This window comes from Frigoribacterium sp. NBH87 (assembly GCF_014217665.1).
GTDB classification, from domain to species: Bacteria; Actinomycetota; Actinomycetes; order Actinomycetales; family Microbacteriaceae; genus Frigoribacterium; species Frigoribacterium endophyticum.
In genome coordinates, this window is record NZ_CP043650.1 from 1220366 (window position 1) to 1236403 (window position 16038).

The following is a 16038-nucleotide window of genomic DNA, read 5'->3' on the forward strand; positions in this document are numbered from 1 at the left end:
CTCCCCGTGCTCCGCCCCTCCCGCCCCACCTCCCTGCACGACGACGAAGGAGTCGATCTGTGACGACCACCACGGTGACCGCCCCGGCGGCCAGCGCCGACCGCGCGGCCTCGCCCGCCCGCACCCGCACCCGGGTGCGCACCCGCTCCGGCGGGCCGAGAGACACCAAGATCGGCTGGGGCTTCGCCGCCCCGTTCACGATCCTCTTCGCGCTCTTCCTCGTCTGGCCGCTCGTGCACGGGTTCTGGCTGAGCCTCACGGGCCAGAGCCTCACCGGGCAGGGCGGCGAGCTGATCGGCTTCGCCAACTACGCCGAGGCCTTCGCCGACGCCGCGATGTGGCGCTCGATGCTCAACACGCTGTGGTTCACCGTGCTCAGCACGATCCCGCTCGTGGTGATCGCGCTCGTGCTGGCCCTGCTCGTCAACACCGGCCTGCCAGGCCAGTGGCTCTGGCGCCTCAGCTTCTTCCTGCCCTACCTGCTGGCGTCGACCGTCGTGTCGCTGTTCTGGATCCAGCTCTACAGCCCGACGCTCGGCCCGATCAACTCGGCGCTGGCGACGGTCGGGCTGCCGCAGCCCGCCTGGCTGCAGGACCCCGACACGGCGATGATCGCCGTCGTCGCCACCACCGTCTGGTGGACGGTCGGGTTCAACTTCCTGCTCTACCTCGCGGCGCTGCAGAACATCCCCGACCAGCAGTACGAGGCGGCGTCGCTCGACGGTGCGGGCCGCTGGCGCTCGCTGGTCTCGATCACGATCCCGCAGCTCGGCCCCACCACCGGCCTGATCGTCATCCTCCAGGTGCTCGCGTCGCTGAAGGTCTTCGACCAGATCTACCAGATGACGAACGGCGGCCCGGCCGGCACGACCCGCTCGACCGTGCAGTACATCTTCGAGACCGGCTTCACCGGCTACCGCTTCGGCTACTCCAGCGCCATCTCGTACATCTTCTTCGCCGTCATCGTCGTGATCTCGATCGCGCAGTTCGCGGCCACGGCCCGCAACCGCAAGGGAGCCCAGAAGTGACCGCACCGGCCCTCGCCCCCACCGACGACCTCCGCGCCCCGACCGCCCGCCGCGGCCGCGAGCGTGCCCCGCACAAGCCCGGCCAGTCGCGCTTCGGCGTGATGAGCGTCGTCAGCATCGTCATCCTCGTGGTGATGGCCGCGCTGTGGCTCATCCCATTCCTCTGGTCGCTCGCCACCTCGTTCAAGAGCGAGGCCGACGCCGCGGCGACGCCGCAGACCTGGCTGCCGGCCGGCGGCTTCACCCTCGACGCGTACCGGGCGATCCTCGACCAGGGCAACATCCCGACCTGGCTCTTCAACAGCCTGTTCACGTCGATCGTCATCACGCTCATCGTCGTCGCGACGTCGGCGCTCGTGGCCTACGCGTTCTCGCGCCTCGACTTCCGGGGCAAGAAGTGGCTGTACGTCGCGACGATCGCCTCGATCATCGTGCCGCCGCAGGTGCTGATCGTGCCGCTCTTCTACCAGATGCTCGCGTTCAACATGGTCGACACGTACTGGGGCATCATCCTGCCGCAGGCGATCGCGCCCGCCATGGTGTTCGTGCTGAAGAAGTTCTTCGACCAGGTGCCGATCGAGCTGGAGGACGCCGCCCGCGTCGACGGCGCCGGGCGCATCCGGGTCTTCTTCACCATCCTGCTGCCGCTCTCGCGGCCCATCCTCGGTGCGGTCTCGATCTTCGTGTTCATCGGCGCGTGGAACAACTTCCTCTGGCCGTTCATCGTGACCAACGACGCGTCGCTGCTCACCCTCCCCGTCGGCCTCCAGACCATCAAGAGCGCCTACGGCATCCAGTACGCCCAGAACATGGCCGCGGCGATCCTCGCGGCCCTGCCGCTGATCCTCGTGTTCCTCTTCTTCCAGCGCCAGATCATCAAGGGCATCTCGACCACCGGGTTCGGCGGGCAGTGACTCCCCGCTCGACCGGCCCCGCGCCTCCCCCGCTCCCCCTCCGACCGTCCCCCCGCCAGATCGCCGTCCCCCATCACCAGGAGATAACCGCATGAGCACCGCCCGCATCACCGTCGACCGCGAGTTCGTCGTCGGCCCCGTGCCCCGCCGCCTGTTCGGCTCGTTCGTCGAGCACATGGGCCGGTGCGTCTACACCGGCATCTACGAGCCCGGCCACGAGACCGCCGACGAGAAGGGCTTCCGCCACGACGTGCTCGAGCTGACGAAGGAGCTCGGCGCCACCGTCATCCGCTACCCCGGCGGCAACTTCGTGTCGGGCTACAACTGGGAGGACGGCGTCGGGCCGGTCGACCAGCGCCCCCGCCGCCTCGACGGCGCGTGGCACACGGTCGAGACCAACGCCTTCGGCCTGCACGAGTTCGTCGAGTGGAGCGCGCTGGCCGGCACCGAGGTCATGGAGGCCGTCAACCTCGGCACCCGCGGCGTCGAGGCGGCCCGCGAGCTCGTCGAGTACGCCAACCACCCCGGCGGCACGGCCCTCAGCGACCGCCGCATCGCCAACGGGGCGAAGGACCCGTTCGACATCAAGCTCTGGTGCCTGGGCAACGAGCTCGACGGCCCGTGGCAGATCGGCCACAAGACGGCCGGCGAGTACGGCCGCCTCGCCCAGGAGGCCGCCAAGGCGATGAAGTTCGTCGACCCGACCATCGAGCTCGTCGCCGTCGGCAGCTCGGGCCGGAACATGCCCACCTTCGGCTCGTGGGAGCACGAGGTGCTCACCCACGCGTACGACGAGGTCGACTACGTCTCGATGCACGCGTACTACCAGGAACACGACGGCGACGCGACGAGCTTCCTCGCCACGGCCGTCGACATGGACGCCTTCATCGAGGAAGTCGTCTCGACCATCGACGGCGTCAAGGCCGCGGGCAAGCACCGGAAGCAGGTCGACATCTCGTTCGACGAGTGGAACGTCTGGTACCAGACGGGCCTCGACACCGACGACCAGCCCCACAACGTCTCGAAGGGCTGGGTCGAGCACCCGCGCCTCATCGAGGACCAGTACAACGTCACCGACGCGGTCGTCGTCGGCACCTTCCTCAACTCGCTGCTGCGCCACGGCGACCGGGTGAAGATCGCCAACCAGGCGCAGCTCGTCAACGTCATCGCCCCCATCCGCAGCGAGCAGGGCGGGCCGGCCTGGCGCCAGACGATCTTCTGGCCGTTCGCCCGCATGGCGGCGCTCGCCCGCGGCGAGATCCTCCGCACCGTGGTGACGAGCGACAAGATCGACACCCCGAAGTACGGCGACGCCGACCTGGTCGACGTCAGCGCCACCTGGGACGAGGAGTCGGGGCGCGTCGCGTTCTTCCTCGCCAACCGGGGACTCGAGGAGGCGGCGGACGTCGAGGTCGCCCTCCGCGGCTTCGCGGGCGCCCGCGTCACCCGGGCCGAGCTGCTGACGGTGCCCGAGGGCGGGGACCGCTTCACGAGCAACACCGAGCAGGCGCAGGACGCCGTGGGCCTCGTGCCGCTCGAGGGCGTCAGCGTGGACGGCGGCGTCGCCCGTCTCACGCTGCCCGCCCTGTCGTGGGCCGTCGTGGAGCTCGAGGTCGGCACGGCGTAGGGAGCCCGCCGACCCCGGGAGGGGACGAGGGCCGGTGCCGGGGCGTGAGCCCGGCGCCGGCCCTCGGCCGTGGGGCGTCGGCCGTGGGGCGTTGGCCGTGGGGCGTTGGCCGTGGGGCGTCGGCCCCCGGGCGTTGGCCGGGGATCGTCGGACGGGGGCGCTACTTGCGGCGCGGGAAGAGCCGGGAGATGGAGTCGCGCACCGACTCCTCGATGGTGTCGCTGAAGGTGTTCGAGAACGACAGCGAGTCGGCGGGCGCGCTGGCCGCCGTCATCGAGCGGATCACGGCCTCGCCGTGGTGGGCACGGGCGGCGCGGACGGTGTCGAAGGCGAGGCCCTGCGAGGCCGCGAGCTCCTCCAGGAGCGCCAGCCGCGCCTCCTCGCCGAGGCCCGCCCCGGCCGCGAGGGCCCGGGCCGCGTCGTCGTCGACCCCGTCGGCGACCCAGCGGCCGGCGCGCTCGGTGAGGTCGGCGGCGGCGACCAGGCCGATCATGCGCTTGGCCTCGTCGTCGCGGATCTCGGAGCGGGCGACGGCGATGTCGCGAGGGGGCGTGTCGGGCATGCCGACCAGGATATCTCGGCGGTCAGCTGTACAGCCGGGTGGGCACGGTCGCGTCGAGCTCGGCGGCGCGGAGGTCGACGTCGGCGTCGAGGGCGGCGCCGCTCAGCGACTCCTCGATGCGGCGCTTCTCGGCGGTGCTCGAGCGGATCAGCGGCAGCCCGCGGGCGATGGCGTTGCGGATGCGCTCCTGCAGCAGGGGCGCCGTCACGCGGCGGTCGGTGAAGTCGCTGGCGTGCGCGTAGACGCCGAGCGGGAGCGTCAACGCCTGGAAGAAGCCGAAGAGCGGCCGCAGCGAGTGCTCGAGGATGAGCGCGTGGCGCTCGCTGCCGCCCGTGGCGGCGAGCAGCACCGGCACGTCGACGAGCGCGTACTGCTCGACGAAGTCGAAGAGGTGCTTGAAGAGGCCCGTGAAGGAGGCGCGGTAGACCGGTGAGGCCGCGATCAGCAGGTCGGCCCCCTCGATGGCCCGCAGCTCGCGCTCGACCCGCGCGTCGAGCTGGTCGCGGGTGAGCGCCCCGGCGAAGAGCGGACCGAGCTCGCTGACCCGGATGACGTGCCGCTCGATCGGCATGACCAGGGCGAGCTCGTCGAGGATCGCGTCGACCAGGGCGTCGGTCTTGCTGGGCGTGCTGAGCGTTCCCGACACGGCGACGACGCGCAGCGGAGGTGTCTGAGTCATGACGACCATGCTCGCCCCTCCCCTCGTCGTAACGTTCGCGTGTGACGTTCTGAGTCGTGCGACAGTGACCTGGTGACGCATCACCTACCTGCCTCCGCCTCCGCCCCCGCCGACCCGGCCGACGTGCTCGCGCTGCACGCCGCCTCCTTCGGCCTGGCCGCCGACGTCTACGAACGCGGCCGCCCCTCCTACCCCCGCAAGGCCGTCGAGTGGCTGCTGCCGCGCGGCGCCCGCGACGTGGTCGACCTCGGGGCCGGCACGGGCAAGCTGACCCGCGTGCTGCTCGAGCAGGTCGACGAGGTCGTCGCCGTGGAGCCGAGCGAGGGCATGCGCGAGATCCTCGAGCGCGTCGTGCCGCGGGCCCGGTCGCTCGCCGGCAGCGCCGAGAGCATGCCGCTCGCCGACGACTCGGTCGACGCCGTGCTCGTCGCCCAGGCCTGGCACTGGGTCGACCCCGTGGTCGCCGTGCCGGAGGTCGCCCGCGTGCTGCGGCCGGGCGGCACCCTCGGGCTGCTCTGGAACATCCGCGACGAGACGGTGCCGTGGCTCGCCGCCCTCAGCCGTGTGCTGAACCAGCCCGCCGAGCGCGACATGCAGTCGGAGGCGCCCGTCGTCGGGGCGCCGTTCGGCGAGGTCGAGCGGCACGACGTCGAGTGGGTGCACGAGCTCGAGCGCGACGAGTTCCTCGCGATGATCGCCTCGCGCAGCTACGTCATCACCCTGTCGGGCGACGACCGGGCGCAGGTGCTGCGCGACGTCGGCGCGCTGCTCGACACGCACCCCGACACCCGGGGCGTCGACCTCATCCGCCTGCCGTACGTGACGCGGTGCAGCCGGGCCGTGCTGCTCGGCTGAGCCGCGGCACGGGCGCTGCCCGTACGGTGGGGTCATGACCCCGGAGGCCCTGCTCGTCACGGTCGACCACGTGTGGTCGGGCCGCTGGCGCGGGCCGTCGGTCGTGCGGGCCACGCGCGAGGGGCTGCACCTCTTCGGCAGCCCCGACCCCGCGACCTCGGCGGCGCTGCCGCACCTGCCCGGCACGCTGCTCTCGCCCTTCACCGACTCGCACGTCCACCTCGGCCTCGTCGACCCGACGCAGCTCGGGCCGGGCGGCATCGCCCGGGTGCTCGACCTCGGCTGGGACCCGGACGAGGCCTCCCTCTGGCCCGAGCACGGCCGGATGGACGACGCCTGGCCCGAGGTCCAGGTGGCGGGCGGCCTGCTCGGCGCCCCGGGCGGCTACCCGAGCCGCGCCGGCTGGGCGCCCGCCACCGCCGCGGTGCCGATCACGAGCACGGTCGACGCGCACCGCGAGGTGCGACGGATGCGCGACCTCGGGGCGTCGGTGATCAAGGTCGCGCTCAACGGCGACGTCGGGCCGGTGCTCGACCGGGCGCTGCTCGAGGCGATCGCGGAGGCCGCCGACGACGTGCAGCTGCTCACAGTCGCCCACGTGCAGGGCCTCGGGCAGGTGCGCCGTGCCCTCGACGCCGGCCTGCTGCGCTTCGCGCACACCCCCTTCAGCGAGGTGCTGACCGACGACCTCGTCGACCGTGCCGCCGACGGCACGTGGATCAGCACGCTCGACATCCACGGCCACGGCCGGGGAGGCGCGGAGCACGAGATCGCCGTCACGAACCTCACGAGGTTCCGGGCGGCCGGCGGGCACGTGCTCTACGGGACCGACCTCGGCAACGGCGACCTGCCCGTGGGAGTCAACGAACGCGAGCTGCGGGCGCTGCAGCGCGCGGGGCTCGGCCTCGACGAGCTGCTCCGGGCGCTCGGCAGCGACGACACCCTCGACGCGGGCAGCGACGGCCGCCACTGGTCGCGCCGGGCGTCGTGGATCCCGACCGCGCCGCCGGGCCCCGACGGCGACGCTCCCGCGTGGCTGGCCACCGCCTCCGTGCTCACCCCCGACACCCTGCTGGAGAAGACCCGATGACCGACGCCTCCCCCACCTCGCCCGCCCCCGCCGCCTCGCCCGCCTCCCCCGCCGGCGCCGACGACCTGCCGGCGGCGCCGCACGACGCGGCCGACCCGCTCGCCGCGCTGGTCGCGAGGTTCGTGCCCGCGGGCGACGTGGTCTCCTACCTCGACGGCAACTCGCTGGGGCGGCCCCTGCTCGCGACGGGGCCGCGCGTCGAGCAGCTGCTGCGGCACGACTGGGGCACCCGGCTGATCCGTTCGTGGGACGAGCGCTGGATGGCGCTGCCCACCGAGGTCGGCGACCGCATCGGCGCCGTGGCGCTCGGCGCGGCGCCCGGGCAGACGGTCGTCGGCGACTCGACCACCGTGCTGCTCTACAAGGCGATCCGGGCGGCGCTCGCGGCGCGGCCCGGTCGGCACGAGATCGTCATCGACGACGACCAGTTCCCGACCGACCGCTTCGTGGTCGAGGGCATCGCGCGCGAGCGGGGCGCCGTCGTGCGCTGGGTGTCGGTCGACCCGGCCCTCGGCGTGACGCCCGAGCTGCTCGCGCCGGTGCTGGGGCCCGACACGGCGGTCGTGCTGGTCAACCACGTGTCGTACCGGTCGGCGTTCGTCGCCGACCTCGCGGCCATCGCGACCGGGGTGCGGGAGGCGGGGGCCCTGCTGGTCGCCGACCTCTGCCACTCGGTGGGCGTGGTGCCGATGCAGCTCGACGCGTGGGGCGTTGACATCGCGGTGGGCTGCACCTACAAGTACCTCAACGGCGGGCCGGGAGCGCCCGCGTTCCTCTACGCCCGGGCCGACCTGGTCGCCGAGCTCGAGCAGCCGATCCAGGGCTGGATGGGCGCCGCCGACGTCTTCGCGATGGCGGACGGGTACACGGCGTCGCCGGGCATCCGACGGTTCATCAGCGGCACGCCGCCGGTGGTCGGGATGCTCGCGATGCAGGACATGCTCGACCTGGTCGACGAGGCCGGGGTGGAGGCGGTCCGTGCCAAGTCGGTCGCGCTCACCGAGTACGCGCTCGAGCTCGTCGACGCGTGGCTCGAGCCGCTCGGCGTCGAGGTCGCGAGCCCCCGCGACCCGTCGCAGCGGGGCAGCCACGTGATGATCCGGCACGCGGCGTTCCGCGAGGTGGTCGCGACGCTCTGGGAGCAGGGCGTGGTGCCCGACTTCCGCAACCCCGACGGGCTGCGCATCGGCCTGTCGCCGCTCTCGACCAGCTTCGAGGAGGTGCGGGTCGGCCTGGCCGCGGTGCGCACCGCCCTGCAGGAGCAGCAGGCCGCCCCGGCCGCCGTCTCCGCCCCCGAGCCGGGCCCCACCACCCCCTGAACCCGCCACCTCGGTGGAGAGGCGGGGCACGACGAAGGGCGCCGGCCGGAGCCGGCGCCCTTCGTGGCGTGTGCGGGGAGGGGCTAGAAGTCCCAGTCCTCGTCTTCCGTGTTGACGGCCTTGCCGATGACGTACGACGAGCCCGACCCGGAGAAGAAGTCGTGGTTCTCGTCGGCGTTCGGCGACAGGGCCGACAGGATCGCCGGGTTCACGTCGGTGGCGTCCTTCGGGAACATCGGCTCGTAGCCGAGGTTCATCAGCGCCTTGTTGGCGTTGTAGTGCAGGAACTTACGGACGTCCTCCGTCAGGCCGACGCCGTCGTACAGATCCTGCGTGTACTGGATCTCGTTCTCATAGAGCTCGAAGAGGAGGTTGAACGTGTAGTCCTTGATCTCCTGCTTGCGCTCCTCGGAGGCTCCTTCGAGGCCCTTCTGGAACTTGTAGCCGATGTAGTACCCGTGCACGGCCTCGTCGCGGATGATGAGACGGATCAGGTCAGCGGTGTTGGTGAGCTTCGCCCGCGACGACCAGTACATCGGCAGGTAGAAGCCGCTGTAGAACAGGAACGACTCGAGCAGCGTCGAGGCGACCTTGCGCTTCAGGGGGTCGTCGCCCGTGTAGTAGTCGAGGACGATCTGTGCCTTCTTCTGCAGGTTCGGGTTCTCGACCGACCAGCGGAAGGCGTCGTCGATCTCGGGGGTCGACGCGAGGGTCGAGAAGATCGACGAGTAGCTCTTGGCGTGCACCGACTCCATGAACGCGATGTTCGTGTAGACGGCCTCCTCGTGCGGGGTGATCGCGTCCGGGATGAGGCTGATCGCGCCGACGGTGCCCTGGATGGTGTCGAGCAGCGTGAGGCCCGTGAACACGCGCATGGTGAGCTGCTGCTCCTCCGGCGTGAGGGTGTTCCACGACTGCACGTCGTTCGACAGCGGGATCTTCTCCGGCAGCCAGAAGTTGTTGACGAGTCGGTTCCAGACCTCGACGTCCTTGTCGTCCTGGATGCGGTTCCAGTTGATCGCACTGACCGACTTGATCAGCGGGATCGACTTGCCGGTGGCGTGCACCGGGTCGCCGGCGACGCTGTTGATCTTGTCGGTGATGGTCATGTCGTCTCTTCCGTCGGGTGGTGCCGTGGTTCTCAGTTCAGGAGGCGGGGGCCGGTCGTCGAGACCGGCCCCCGCCGGGTGCCGCACCGCAGGAGCGGCACGGCGACGAGCACTAGAGCATGCAGCTGACGCAGCCGTCGACCTCGGTGCCCTCGAGCGCGAGCTGGCGCAGACGGATGTAGTAGATCGTCTTGATGCCCTTGCGCCATGCGTAGATCTGCGCCCTGTTGATGTCGCGGGTCGACGCGGTGTCCTTGAAGAATAGGGTCAGCGAGAGGCCCTGGTCGACGTGCTGCGTCGCCGCGGCGTAGGTGTCGATGATCTTCTCGGGGCCGATCTCGTACGCGTCGGTGTAGTACTCCAGGTTGTCGTTCGTCATGAACGGCGCCGGGTAGTAGACGCGGCCGAGCTTGCCTTCCTTGCGGATCTCGATCTTCGACGCGATCGGGTGGATCGACGACGTCGAGTGGTTGATGTACGAGATCGAGCCGGTCGGGGGCACCGCCTGCAGGTTCTGGTTGTACAGGCCGTGCTCCATGACGCTGGCCTTGAGGGCGAGCCAGTCGGCCTGCGTCGGGATCGCGACGCCGGAGGCGGCGAACAGACCCGCGGCGCGCTCGGTCGCCGGCACCCAGGCCTGCTCGGTGTACTTGTCGAAGAACTCGCCGGAGGCGTACTTGCTGTCCTCGAAGCCGCCGAAGGTCACGCCCCGCTCGATCGCGATGGTGTTCGAGGCCCGCAGGGCGTGGAACAGCACCGTGTAGAAGTAGATGTTCGTGAAGTCGATCGCTTCTTCGCTGCCGTAGTGCACGCGCTCACGAGCCAGGTAGCCGTGGAGGTTCATCTGGCCGAGGCCGATGGCGTGCGACTGGTCGTTGCCGACCTCGATCGAGCGCACCGACTGGATGTGGCTCATGTCGCTGACGGCGCTGAGGCCGCGGATGGCCGTCTCGACCGTCTTGCCGAAGTCGGGGGCATCCATCGCCAGGGCGATGTTCATCGACCCGAGGTTGCAGGAGATGTCCTTCCCGATCTCGTTGTACGAGAGGTCCTCGTTGAACGTGGTCGGGGTGTTGACCTGCAGGATCTCCGAGCACAGGTTCGACATGTTGATGCGGCCCTTGATCGGGTTCGCCGCGTTGACGGTGTCCTCGAAGACGATGTAGGGGTAGCCCGACTCGAACTGGATCTCCGCGATCGTCTGGAAGAAGTCGCGGGCCTTGATCTTGGTCTTCTTGATGCGGCCGTCGGCCACCATCTCGCGGTACTTCTCGCTGATCGGGACGTCGCCGAAGGGGACGCCGTAGATCTTCTCGACGTCGTACGGCGAGAAGAGGTACATGTCCTCGTTGTTCTTGGCGAGCTCGAACGTGATGTCGGGCACGACGACGCCGAGGGAGAGCGTCTTGATGCGGATCTTCTCGTCCGCGTTCTCACGCTTCGTGTCGAGGAACCGCATGATGTCGGGGTGGTGCGCGCTGAGGTACACGGCCCCCGCGCCCTGACGGGCACCGAGCTGGTTCGCGTAGCTGAAGCTGTCTTCGAGGAGCTTCATGACGGGGATGATGCCCGACGACTGGTTCTCGATCTGCTTGATCGGGGCGCCGGCCTCACGGATGTTCGAGAGCGAGAGGGCGACGCCGCCGCCGCGCTTCGAGAGCTGCAGCGACGAGTTGATGCCGCGCGAGATCGACTCCATGTTGTCTTCGATGCGCAGCAGGAAGCAGCTGACGAGCTCGCCGCGCTGGGCCTTCGCCGTGTTGAGGAAGGTCGGGGTGGCCGGCTGGAAGCGGCCGCCGATGATCTCCTCCACCAGGTCGATCGCGAGCTGCTCGTCGCCCTGGGCGAGGCCGAGGGCCGTCATGACCACCCGGTCTTCGAAGCGCTCGAGGTAGCGCTTGCCGTCGAACGTCTTGAGCGTGTACGAGGTGTAGTACTTGAACGCGCCGAGGAAGGTCTGGAAGCGGAACTTCTTCGAGTAGGCGAGGTCGTTCAGCTTCTCGATGAAGGCGAAGTCGTACTGCTCGATGGTGGCGAGCTCGTAGTACTCGTTCTCGACGAGGTAGTCGAGGCGCTCGCGCAGGTTGTGGAAGAAGACCGTGTTCTGGTTGACGTGCTGCAGGAAGTACTGCTTCGCCGCCTCGCGGTCCTTCTCGAACTGGATCTCGCCGGACGGGCCGTAGAGGTTCAGCATCGCGTTCAGGGAGTGGTAGTCCATCCCGGAGCTGAGTCCCTGCCCCGGGGCGGCGATCACTTCGAGGTCATCGACTGCTGTGTCCAAAATTCTTCCAATCCAGTTCTTACGGCTGTGACGTCGTCGGGAGTCCCGAAGACCTCGAATCGATAGAGGAGGGGCACGTCGCACTTGGCGGCGACGATGTCGCCGGCCAAGCAGTACCCCTCGCCGAAGTTCGTGTTGCCCGCGGCCACGACGCCCCTGATGAGGGAGCGGTTGCCCTCGTCGTTGAGGAAGCGGATGACCTGCTTCGGCACGGCGCCCCGGCCCTCGCCGCCGCCGTAGGTCGGCAGGACGAGCACGTAGGGGTCGCTGACGTGGAGCGGCTGTTCCGAGGGGAACAGCGGGATGCGCTCGGCCGGCACGCCCAGCTTCATGACGAAGCGGTGGGTGTTGCCGGAGACGCTCGAGAAGTAGACGAGGTTCGTCATGTCAGGCGAGCCTCCTGTCTCGTCGGCGACCGCGGCCCGGGAGGCGCGGGTCAGGAGATGCGGGCGGCCAGGCCGGCGATCTTGTCGGGGCGGAAGCCGCTCCAGTGGTCGTCGTCGGCGATCACGACGGGGGCCTGCAGGTACCCGAGGGCCTTGACGGTCTCGAGCGCGGCCTCGTCGGCGGTGACGTCGAGCACCTCGTACTCGATGCCCTTGTTGTCGAGCGCACGGTAGGTCGCGGTGCACTGGACGCAGGACGGCTTGGTGTAGACGGTGATGGCCATGGGATCCCCTGTGTTCTGGTCGGCTCGGGAGCCGGGTGGTGAGCGGCGCGGACGCCGTGCGGTGGGCTTGTGGGGCCTGCGGGCGTGGTGCCCGTGGCGACTGTTCGATACTACATCTAGTGGCCGGGGGTTGCCCCCGCAACTAGATGCGGTGTTACACGCCTGTAGTTCGCCGGACCGAGTTCTCCACAGGGAACCGCACACGTTCTGCACAGAACGAGCCGGGTTCTCCCCGGTTCTGGGCCGTTCTCCACATGTTCGTCCCCACCACCGACATCACCGAAGGGGTGTCCCCAGTTCGGGGCCCCGGCGTGTCGCGGCGAGTCGGCGGAGGGCTGTCGAGGGCCTCCGGGCGTCCGTAGACTCGACTCCTCGTGAGCACCTACACCTCCCTCCTGAAGACGCCGGGCGTCGGCCGCATCATCGCGGCGCAGCTGACCGCGCGCTTCCCGTTCGGGATGCTCTCGCTCGCGTTCCTCCTCCACGTCGAGCACGTCCACCACTCGTACGCCGCGGCCGGCCTCGTGCTCGCCGCGACGAGCCTCGGGCAGGCCATCTCGGGCCCCCTGACGAGCCGGTGGATGGGCCGCTGGGGCATGCGCCCCGTCCTGCTGCTCACCCTCGTCGTCTGCTTCGTCACGATGGTGACCTTCACGCTGTACGACTTCTCCGTGCCCGCCTTCATGGCGCTCGGCTTCGTGACCGGCCTCAGCGTGCCTCCCGTCCAGCCCGCCGTGCGCACCATCTACCCGAAGATGGTCAACTCGTCGCAGCTGACCCCCCTGTTCTCCCTCGACGCCTCCGCCCAAGAGATCATCTGGGTCGCCGGCCCGGTCATCACCACCTTCGTCGGCACGCAGGTCGGCACGCAGGAGGCCATCTGGCTCGCCGCCGTCTTCCTGGTCGGGGGCGGCGCCTGGTTCATCGCCTCGCCCGAGGTCGGCCGGGTGCGCATCCCGCGCAGCAAGCGCGCCTTCGGCAAGGTGCTCGCGCGGCCGACCGTGCTGCTGGCCACCGCCTCCGGCTTCCTCCTCATCGGCGCCTGCGCGGCCGTCGAGGCCGGGGTCGTCGCCCTCTTCGGCGAGGGCAGCGCCGACTCGGGCATCGCCCTCGCCGTCTTCGCCCTCGGCTCGCTCGTCGGCGGCCTCGCCCTCGGGCACGTGCCGGTGGGCCCGTGGGCGCTGGCCCGCCGCCTCGCGATCGTCTTCGTCGGCATGACCCTGGCCGTCTTCGTCAGCGGACTGCTGCCGCTCAGCGCCGCCCTGCTCGTCGCCGGCGTCGGCATCGCCCCGGCCCTGGCCGTCATGTTCGCGATCGTGTCGTCGAGCGTGAAGTTCAGCGACACGGCCGAGGCCTACGGCTGGGCCGGCACCGGCCAGCTGATCGGCTCCGCCCTCGGCTCCGCGATCGCCGGCTTCTGGATCGACCGGATCGGCGGCCAGGGCGGCCTGCTGGTGGCCGCCGTGTTCGCGCTCGTCGGGGCTGTGGTGGGCGCCGTCTTCCACCGCTCGCTGCCCGATCTGCGCGGGCGCGACGCGAGCCCGCTGCCCGACACCGAACCGGTGCCCGTCCAGCCCAGCTGACCCGCGACTCCGGTGCCATGATCGAGGGATGGCCCCCATCGACACGCCCACCCTCGCCCTGAACGACGGCACCACCATCCCCCAGCTGGGGCTCGGCGTCTACAAGGTGCCCGACGACGAGGCCGAGACGGTCGTCGCGACGGCGCTCGAGGCGGGCTACCGCCACCTCGACACGGCGTCGTTCTACGGCAACGAGGGCGGCGTCGGCCGGGCGATGCGCGCCTCGGGCGTGCCCCGGGACGACGTCTTCCTCACCACGAAGGTGTGGAACACCGACCACGGCTACGACGAGACCCTGCGCGCCTTCGACCGCAGCCTCGAGACCCTCGGCACCGACCACGTCGAGCTGTACCTCATCCACTGGCCGGCCCCGACCCAGGACCGGTACGTCGAGACGTACCGCGCCCTGGAGCGCATCCGGGAGGAGGGGCGGGCCCGCTCGATCGGCGTCAGCAACTTCCAGGTGCACCACCTCGAGCGCCTGCTCGGCGAGACCGACGTCGTGCCCGTCGTCGACCAGGTCGAGGTGCACCCGTGGCTGCAGCAGCACGAGGTGCGGGAGTTCGCCGCGGCGCACGGCATCGTGACCCAGGCCTGGTCGCCCCTGGCCCGCGGCAGGATCCTCGACGACCCGACGCTGCTCCGCCTCGCCGAGCGGCACGGCGTCTCGACCGCGCAGGTCGTGATCCGCTGGCACCTGCAGCAGGGGCTCGTCGTCATCCCGAAGTCGGTGACGCCGGCGCGCATCCGCTCGAACATCGACGTGTTCGGCTTCGAGCTCGACGACGACGACCTCGCGGCGGTCGCGGCGCTGGACTCCGGGCAGCGCACCGGCTCGCACCCCGACACGAACGGCTGAGCCGGAGGCGCGGGTCGAGGGGCTCGGCCCGCTCGCGTACCGTGGTGGGCGCACATCTCGAGCAAGGAGCACCCATGACGATCGTCGCCGCCGCTGACGGATCCGCCCTCGGCAACCCCGGCCCCGCCGGCTGGGCCTGGTACGTCGACGACGACCGCTGGGCCGCCGGGGGCTGGCCCCGGGCCACGAACAACCAGGGTGAGCTGACCGCCGTGCTCGAGCTGCTGCGCGCCACGGCCGGCACCGACGAGGCCGTCCACATCCTGTGCGACAGCCAGTACACGATCAAGGCCTGCACCGAGTGGATGCCGGGCTGGAAGCGCAAGGGCTGGCGCAAGGCCGACGGCAAGCCCGTGCTCAACGTGGAGATCCTCAAGGAGCTCGACGCCGCCCTCGCGGGGCGCTCTGTCACCTTCGAGTGGGTGCGCGGCCACGTCGGCCACGAGATGAACGAGGCCGCCGACGTCCGCGCCCGCGGCGCCGCGACGGCGTTCCAGAACCGCAGCGACGTGCCGAGCGGGCCGGGCTGGCCGGGTGCGCCGGTCGCGACGACCTCCCCGGTCGCCGCTCCCCCGGAGCCGCCGGCGACGCTCTTCTAGGTCGCGCCCCGCGCCTCCCCCCTCACCCGACGACGGCCCCGCAGCACGCGCTGCGGGGCCGTCGTCGCGTCGCGCGCCCCCGGGCAGGGGGCGCCCGCCGCTACATCGAGGGGTGGGTGCTCGACAGCCCGCCGTCGACGACGAACTGCGCGCCGGTCGAGAAGGCCGAGTCGTCGGAGGCGAGGTGCAGGGCGAGGCCCGCGACCTCCTCCGGCATGGCCAGGCGGCCGCGCGGGCTCATCGTCTTGAAGGCGTCGAGCAGCGCGGGCTGCGCCTCGACCTGGCGCCGGAAGAGCGCGGTGTCGGTCGGGCCGGGGTGCAGGGAGTTGATGCGGATGTCCCAGCCCTCCTGCGCCGCGTGCGCGGCGCTGGAGCGGGTGAGGCCGACCAGCGCGTGCTTGCTGGCGGTGTAGGCCGCGTCGTCGCCGAAGCCGAGGAAGGACGTGGCCGGGGCCAGGTTGATGATCGACCCGCCGGACGACGCCGGGTTCGCGCGCATCTGCTCGATGGCGAAGCGCGTGCCGAGCATCACGCCCGTGACGTTGACGGCGAAGACCCTGTTCCAGCTCTCGAGCTGCGTCACGTCGATCGACTGGCCCGAGACGATGCCCGCGTTGTTGACCAGCACGTCGAGGCGCCCGTAGTGGTCGGCGATGCGGTCCATCACGCGCTTCCAGTCGCCGCCGTTCGCGACGTCGTGCTGGATGAACTCCGCGCCGGCCTCCGCGGCGACGGCCGAGCCGTCGAGGATGTCGGTGGCGACGACGCGCGCCCCCTCGTCCGCGAAGCGGCGGACGATGGCCTCCCCGATGCCCGAGGCGGCTCCGGTGACGATCGCGACTTTGCCGGACAGACGGGACATG

General features: G+C 70.7%; 16 protein-coding genes. 9 read left to right on the forward strand and 7 right to left on the reverse strand.

The genetic code is table 11. The features are described from left to right. Positions 1 to 59 precede the first annotated feature (59 nt). The 3 genes from F1C15_RS05645 to F1C15_RS05655 all read left to right on the forward strand — a co-directional run bounded on the left by F1C15_RS05645 (position 60) and on the right by F1C15_RS05655 (position 3569). Positions 60 to 1028, forward strand: coding sequence for a carbohydrate ABC transporter permease (locus F1C15_RS05645; RefSeq protein WP_370543618.1), 969 nt, complete (start codon positions 60 to 62; stop codon positions 1026 to 1028). After that, positions 1025 to 1942, forward strand: a complete 918-nt coding sequence (locus tag F1C15_RS05650; protein WP_255465501.1) for a carbohydrate ABC transporter permease — start codon at positions 1025 to 1027, stop codon at positions 1940 to 1942. Before F1C15_RS05645 ends, F1C15_RS05650 begins: the two co-directional genes overlap by 4 nt. 91 nt (positions 1943 to 2033) lie before the next feature. Further along, positions 2034 to 3569 carry an alpha-N-arabinofuranosidase gene (locus F1C15_RS05655; protein ID WP_185233494.1) on the forward strand — a complete coding sequence of 512 codons (1536 nt, stop codon included), beginning with the start codon at positions 2034 to 2036 and terminating at the stop codon, positions 3567 to 3569. 160 nt (positions 3570 to 3729) lie between these two features. Here the strand turns inward: F1C15_RS05655 and F1C15_RS05660 are convergent, their stop codons facing one another. Further along, on the reverse strand, positions 3730 to 4131 hold the full coding sequence (locus F1C15_RS05660; RefSeq protein WP_185233496.1) for a hypothetical protein: 402 nt from the start codon (positions 4129 to 4131) through the stop codon (positions 3730 to 3732). A 22-nt stretch (positions 4132 to 4153) separates the two neighbouring features. After that, entirely contained in the window at positions 4154 to 4810 is a 657-nt protein-coding gene (gene msuE, locus F1C15_RS05665; protein ID WP_197982106.1) for an FMN reductase, read from the reverse strand. Positions 4811 to 4882: 72 nt separating this feature from the next. Between msuE and F1C15_RS05670 the strand changes: the two genes are divergently transcribed. From F1C15_RS05670 to F1C15_RS05680, 3 genes are read left to right on the forward strand one after another with little or no spacing between them, the layout of a single operon-like run. Continuing rightward, complete coding sequence (locus F1C15_RS05670; protein WP_255465502.1) at positions 4883 to 5665, forward strand: class I SAM-dependent methyltransferase; 783 nt, start codon at positions 4883 to 4885, stop codon at positions 5663 to 5665. Between the two features lie 34 nt (positions 5666 to 5699). After that, on the forward strand, positions 5700 to 6755 hold the full coding sequence (locus F1C15_RS05675; protein ID WP_185233498.1) for an amidohydrolase: 1056 nt from the start codon (positions 5700 to 5702) through the stop codon (positions 6753 to 6755). Then, positions 6752 to 8074: a kynureninase gene (locus tag F1C15_RS05680; protein ID WP_185233500.1), complete on the forward strand. Its 1323-nt coding sequence runs from the start codon at positions 6752 to 6754 to the stop codon at positions 8072 to 8074. The genes F1C15_RS05675 and F1C15_RS05680 overlap by 4 nt, the downstream gene beginning before the upstream one ends. A gap of 83 nt (positions 8075 to 8157) precedes the next feature. Here the strand turns inward: F1C15_RS05680 and nrdF are convergent, their stop codons facing one another. From nrdF to nrdH, 4 genes are all read right to left on the reverse strand, one after another. Further along, positions 8158 to 9183 (reverse strand): class 1b ribonucleoside-diphosphate reductase subunit beta, encoded by a 1026-nt coding sequence (gene nrdF / locus F1C15_RS05685; protein WP_056056795.1) that lies wholly within the window; start codon positions 9181 to 9183, stop codon positions 8158 to 8160. A gap of 112 nt (positions 9184 to 9295) precedes the next feature. Next, positions 9296 to 11401 carry a class 1b ribonucleoside-diphosphate reductase subunit alpha gene (nrdE, locus tag F1C15_RS05690; RefSeq protein WP_185233502.1) on the reverse strand — a complete coding sequence of 702 codons (2106 nt, stop codon included), beginning with the start codon at positions 11399 to 11401 and terminating at the stop codon, positions 9296 to 9298. 32 nt (positions 11402 to 11433) lie between these two features. Next, positions 11434 to 11850: a class Ib ribonucleoside-diphosphate reductase assembly flavoprotein NrdI gene (nrdI, locus tag F1C15_RS05695; protein WP_056056798.1), complete on the reverse strand. Its 417-nt coding sequence runs from the start codon at positions 11848 to 11850 to the stop codon at positions 11434 to 11436. 50 nt (positions 11851 to 11900) lie between these two features. After that, positions 11901 to 12134, reverse strand: a complete 234-nt coding sequence (gene nrdH, locus F1C15_RS05700; RefSeq protein WP_056056800.1) for a glutaredoxin-like protein NrdH — start codon at positions 12132 to 12134, stop codon at positions 11901 to 11903. Between the two features lie 374 nt (positions 12135 to 12508). On the opposite strand from nrdH, the gene F1C15_RS05705 reads away from it, so the two are divergent. The 3 genes from F1C15_RS05705 to F1C15_RS05715 all read left to right on the forward strand — a co-directional run bounded on the left by F1C15_RS05705 (position 12509) and on the right by F1C15_RS05715 (position 15175). After that, the gene (locus F1C15_RS05705; protein WP_185233504.1) at positions 12509 to 13717 is read left to right on the forward strand and encodes an MFS transporter; all 1209 of its coding nucleotides are present in this window, start codon (positions 12509 to 12511) and stop codon (positions 13715 to 13717) included. A gap of 28 nt (positions 13718 to 13745) precedes the next feature. Next, a complete protein-coding gene (locus tag F1C15_RS05710; protein ID WP_185233506.1) occupies positions 13746 to 14576 on the forward strand; it encodes an aldo/keto reductase in 831 nt (276 codons plus the stop codon). A 74-nt stretch (positions 14577 to 14650) separates the two neighbouring features. Continuing rightward, entirely contained in the window at positions 14651 to 15175 is a 525-nt protein-coding gene (locus F1C15_RS05715; protein WP_167259982.1) for a ribonuclease H, read from the forward strand. 100 nt (positions 15176 to 15275) lie between these two features. Here F1C15_RS05715 and F1C15_RS05720 read toward each other — a convergent pair whose 3' ends face one another. After that, positions 15276 to 16037, reverse strand: coding sequence for an SDR family oxidoreductase (locus tag F1C15_RS05720; RefSeq protein WP_056056808.1), 762 nt, complete (start codon positions 16035 to 16037; stop codon positions 15276 to 15278). Position 16038: the final 1 nt, after the last annotated feature.

Coding starts and splice junctions, on each gene's coding strand:
- F1C15_RS05655 (WP_185233494.1), top strand. CDS start 2,034: ATGAGCACCGCCCGCATCACCGTCGACCGCGAGTTCGTCGTCGGCCCC.
- F1C15_RS05660 (WP_185233496.1), bottom strand. CDS start 4,131: ATGCCCGACACGCCCCCTCGCGACATCGCCGTCGCCCGCTCCGAGATC.
- msuE (WP_197982106.1), bottom strand. CDS start 4,810: ATGACTCAGACACCTCCGCTGCGCGTCGTCGCCGTGTCGGGAACGCTC.
- F1C15_RS05675 (WP_185233498.1), top strand. CDS start 5,700: ATGACCCCGGAGGCCCTGCTCGTCACGGTCGACCACGTGTGGTCGGGC.
- F1C15_RS05680 (WP_185233500.1), top strand. CDS start 6,752: ATGACCGACGCCTCCCCCACCTCGCCCGCCCCCGCCGCCTCGCCCGCC.
- nrdF (WP_056056795.1), bottom strand. CDS start 9,183: ATGACCATCACCGACAAGATCAACAGCGTCGCCGGCGACCCGGTGCAC.
- nrdE (WP_185233502.1), bottom strand. CDS start 11,401: ATGGACTACCACTCCCTGAACGCGATGCTGAACCTCTACGGCCCGTCC.
- nrdI (WP_056056798.1), bottom strand. CDS start 11,850: ATGACGAACCTCGTCTACTTCTCGAGCGTCTCCGGCAACACCCACCGC.
- nrdH (WP_056056800.1), bottom strand. CDS start 12,134: ATGGCCATCACCGTCTACACCAAGCCGTCCTGCGTCCAGTGCACCGCG.
- F1C15_RS05710 (WP_185233506.1), top strand. CDS start 13,746: ATGGCCCCCATCGACACGCCCACCCTCGCCCTGAACGACGGCACCACC.
- F1C15_RS05715 (WP_167259982.1), top strand. CDS start 14,651: ATGACGATCGTCGCCGCCGCTGACGGATCCGCCCTCGGCAACCCCGGC.
- F1C15_RS05720 (WP_056056808.1), bottom strand. CDS start 16,037: ATGTCCCGTCTGTCCGGCAAAGTCGCGATCGTCACCGGAGCCGCCTCG.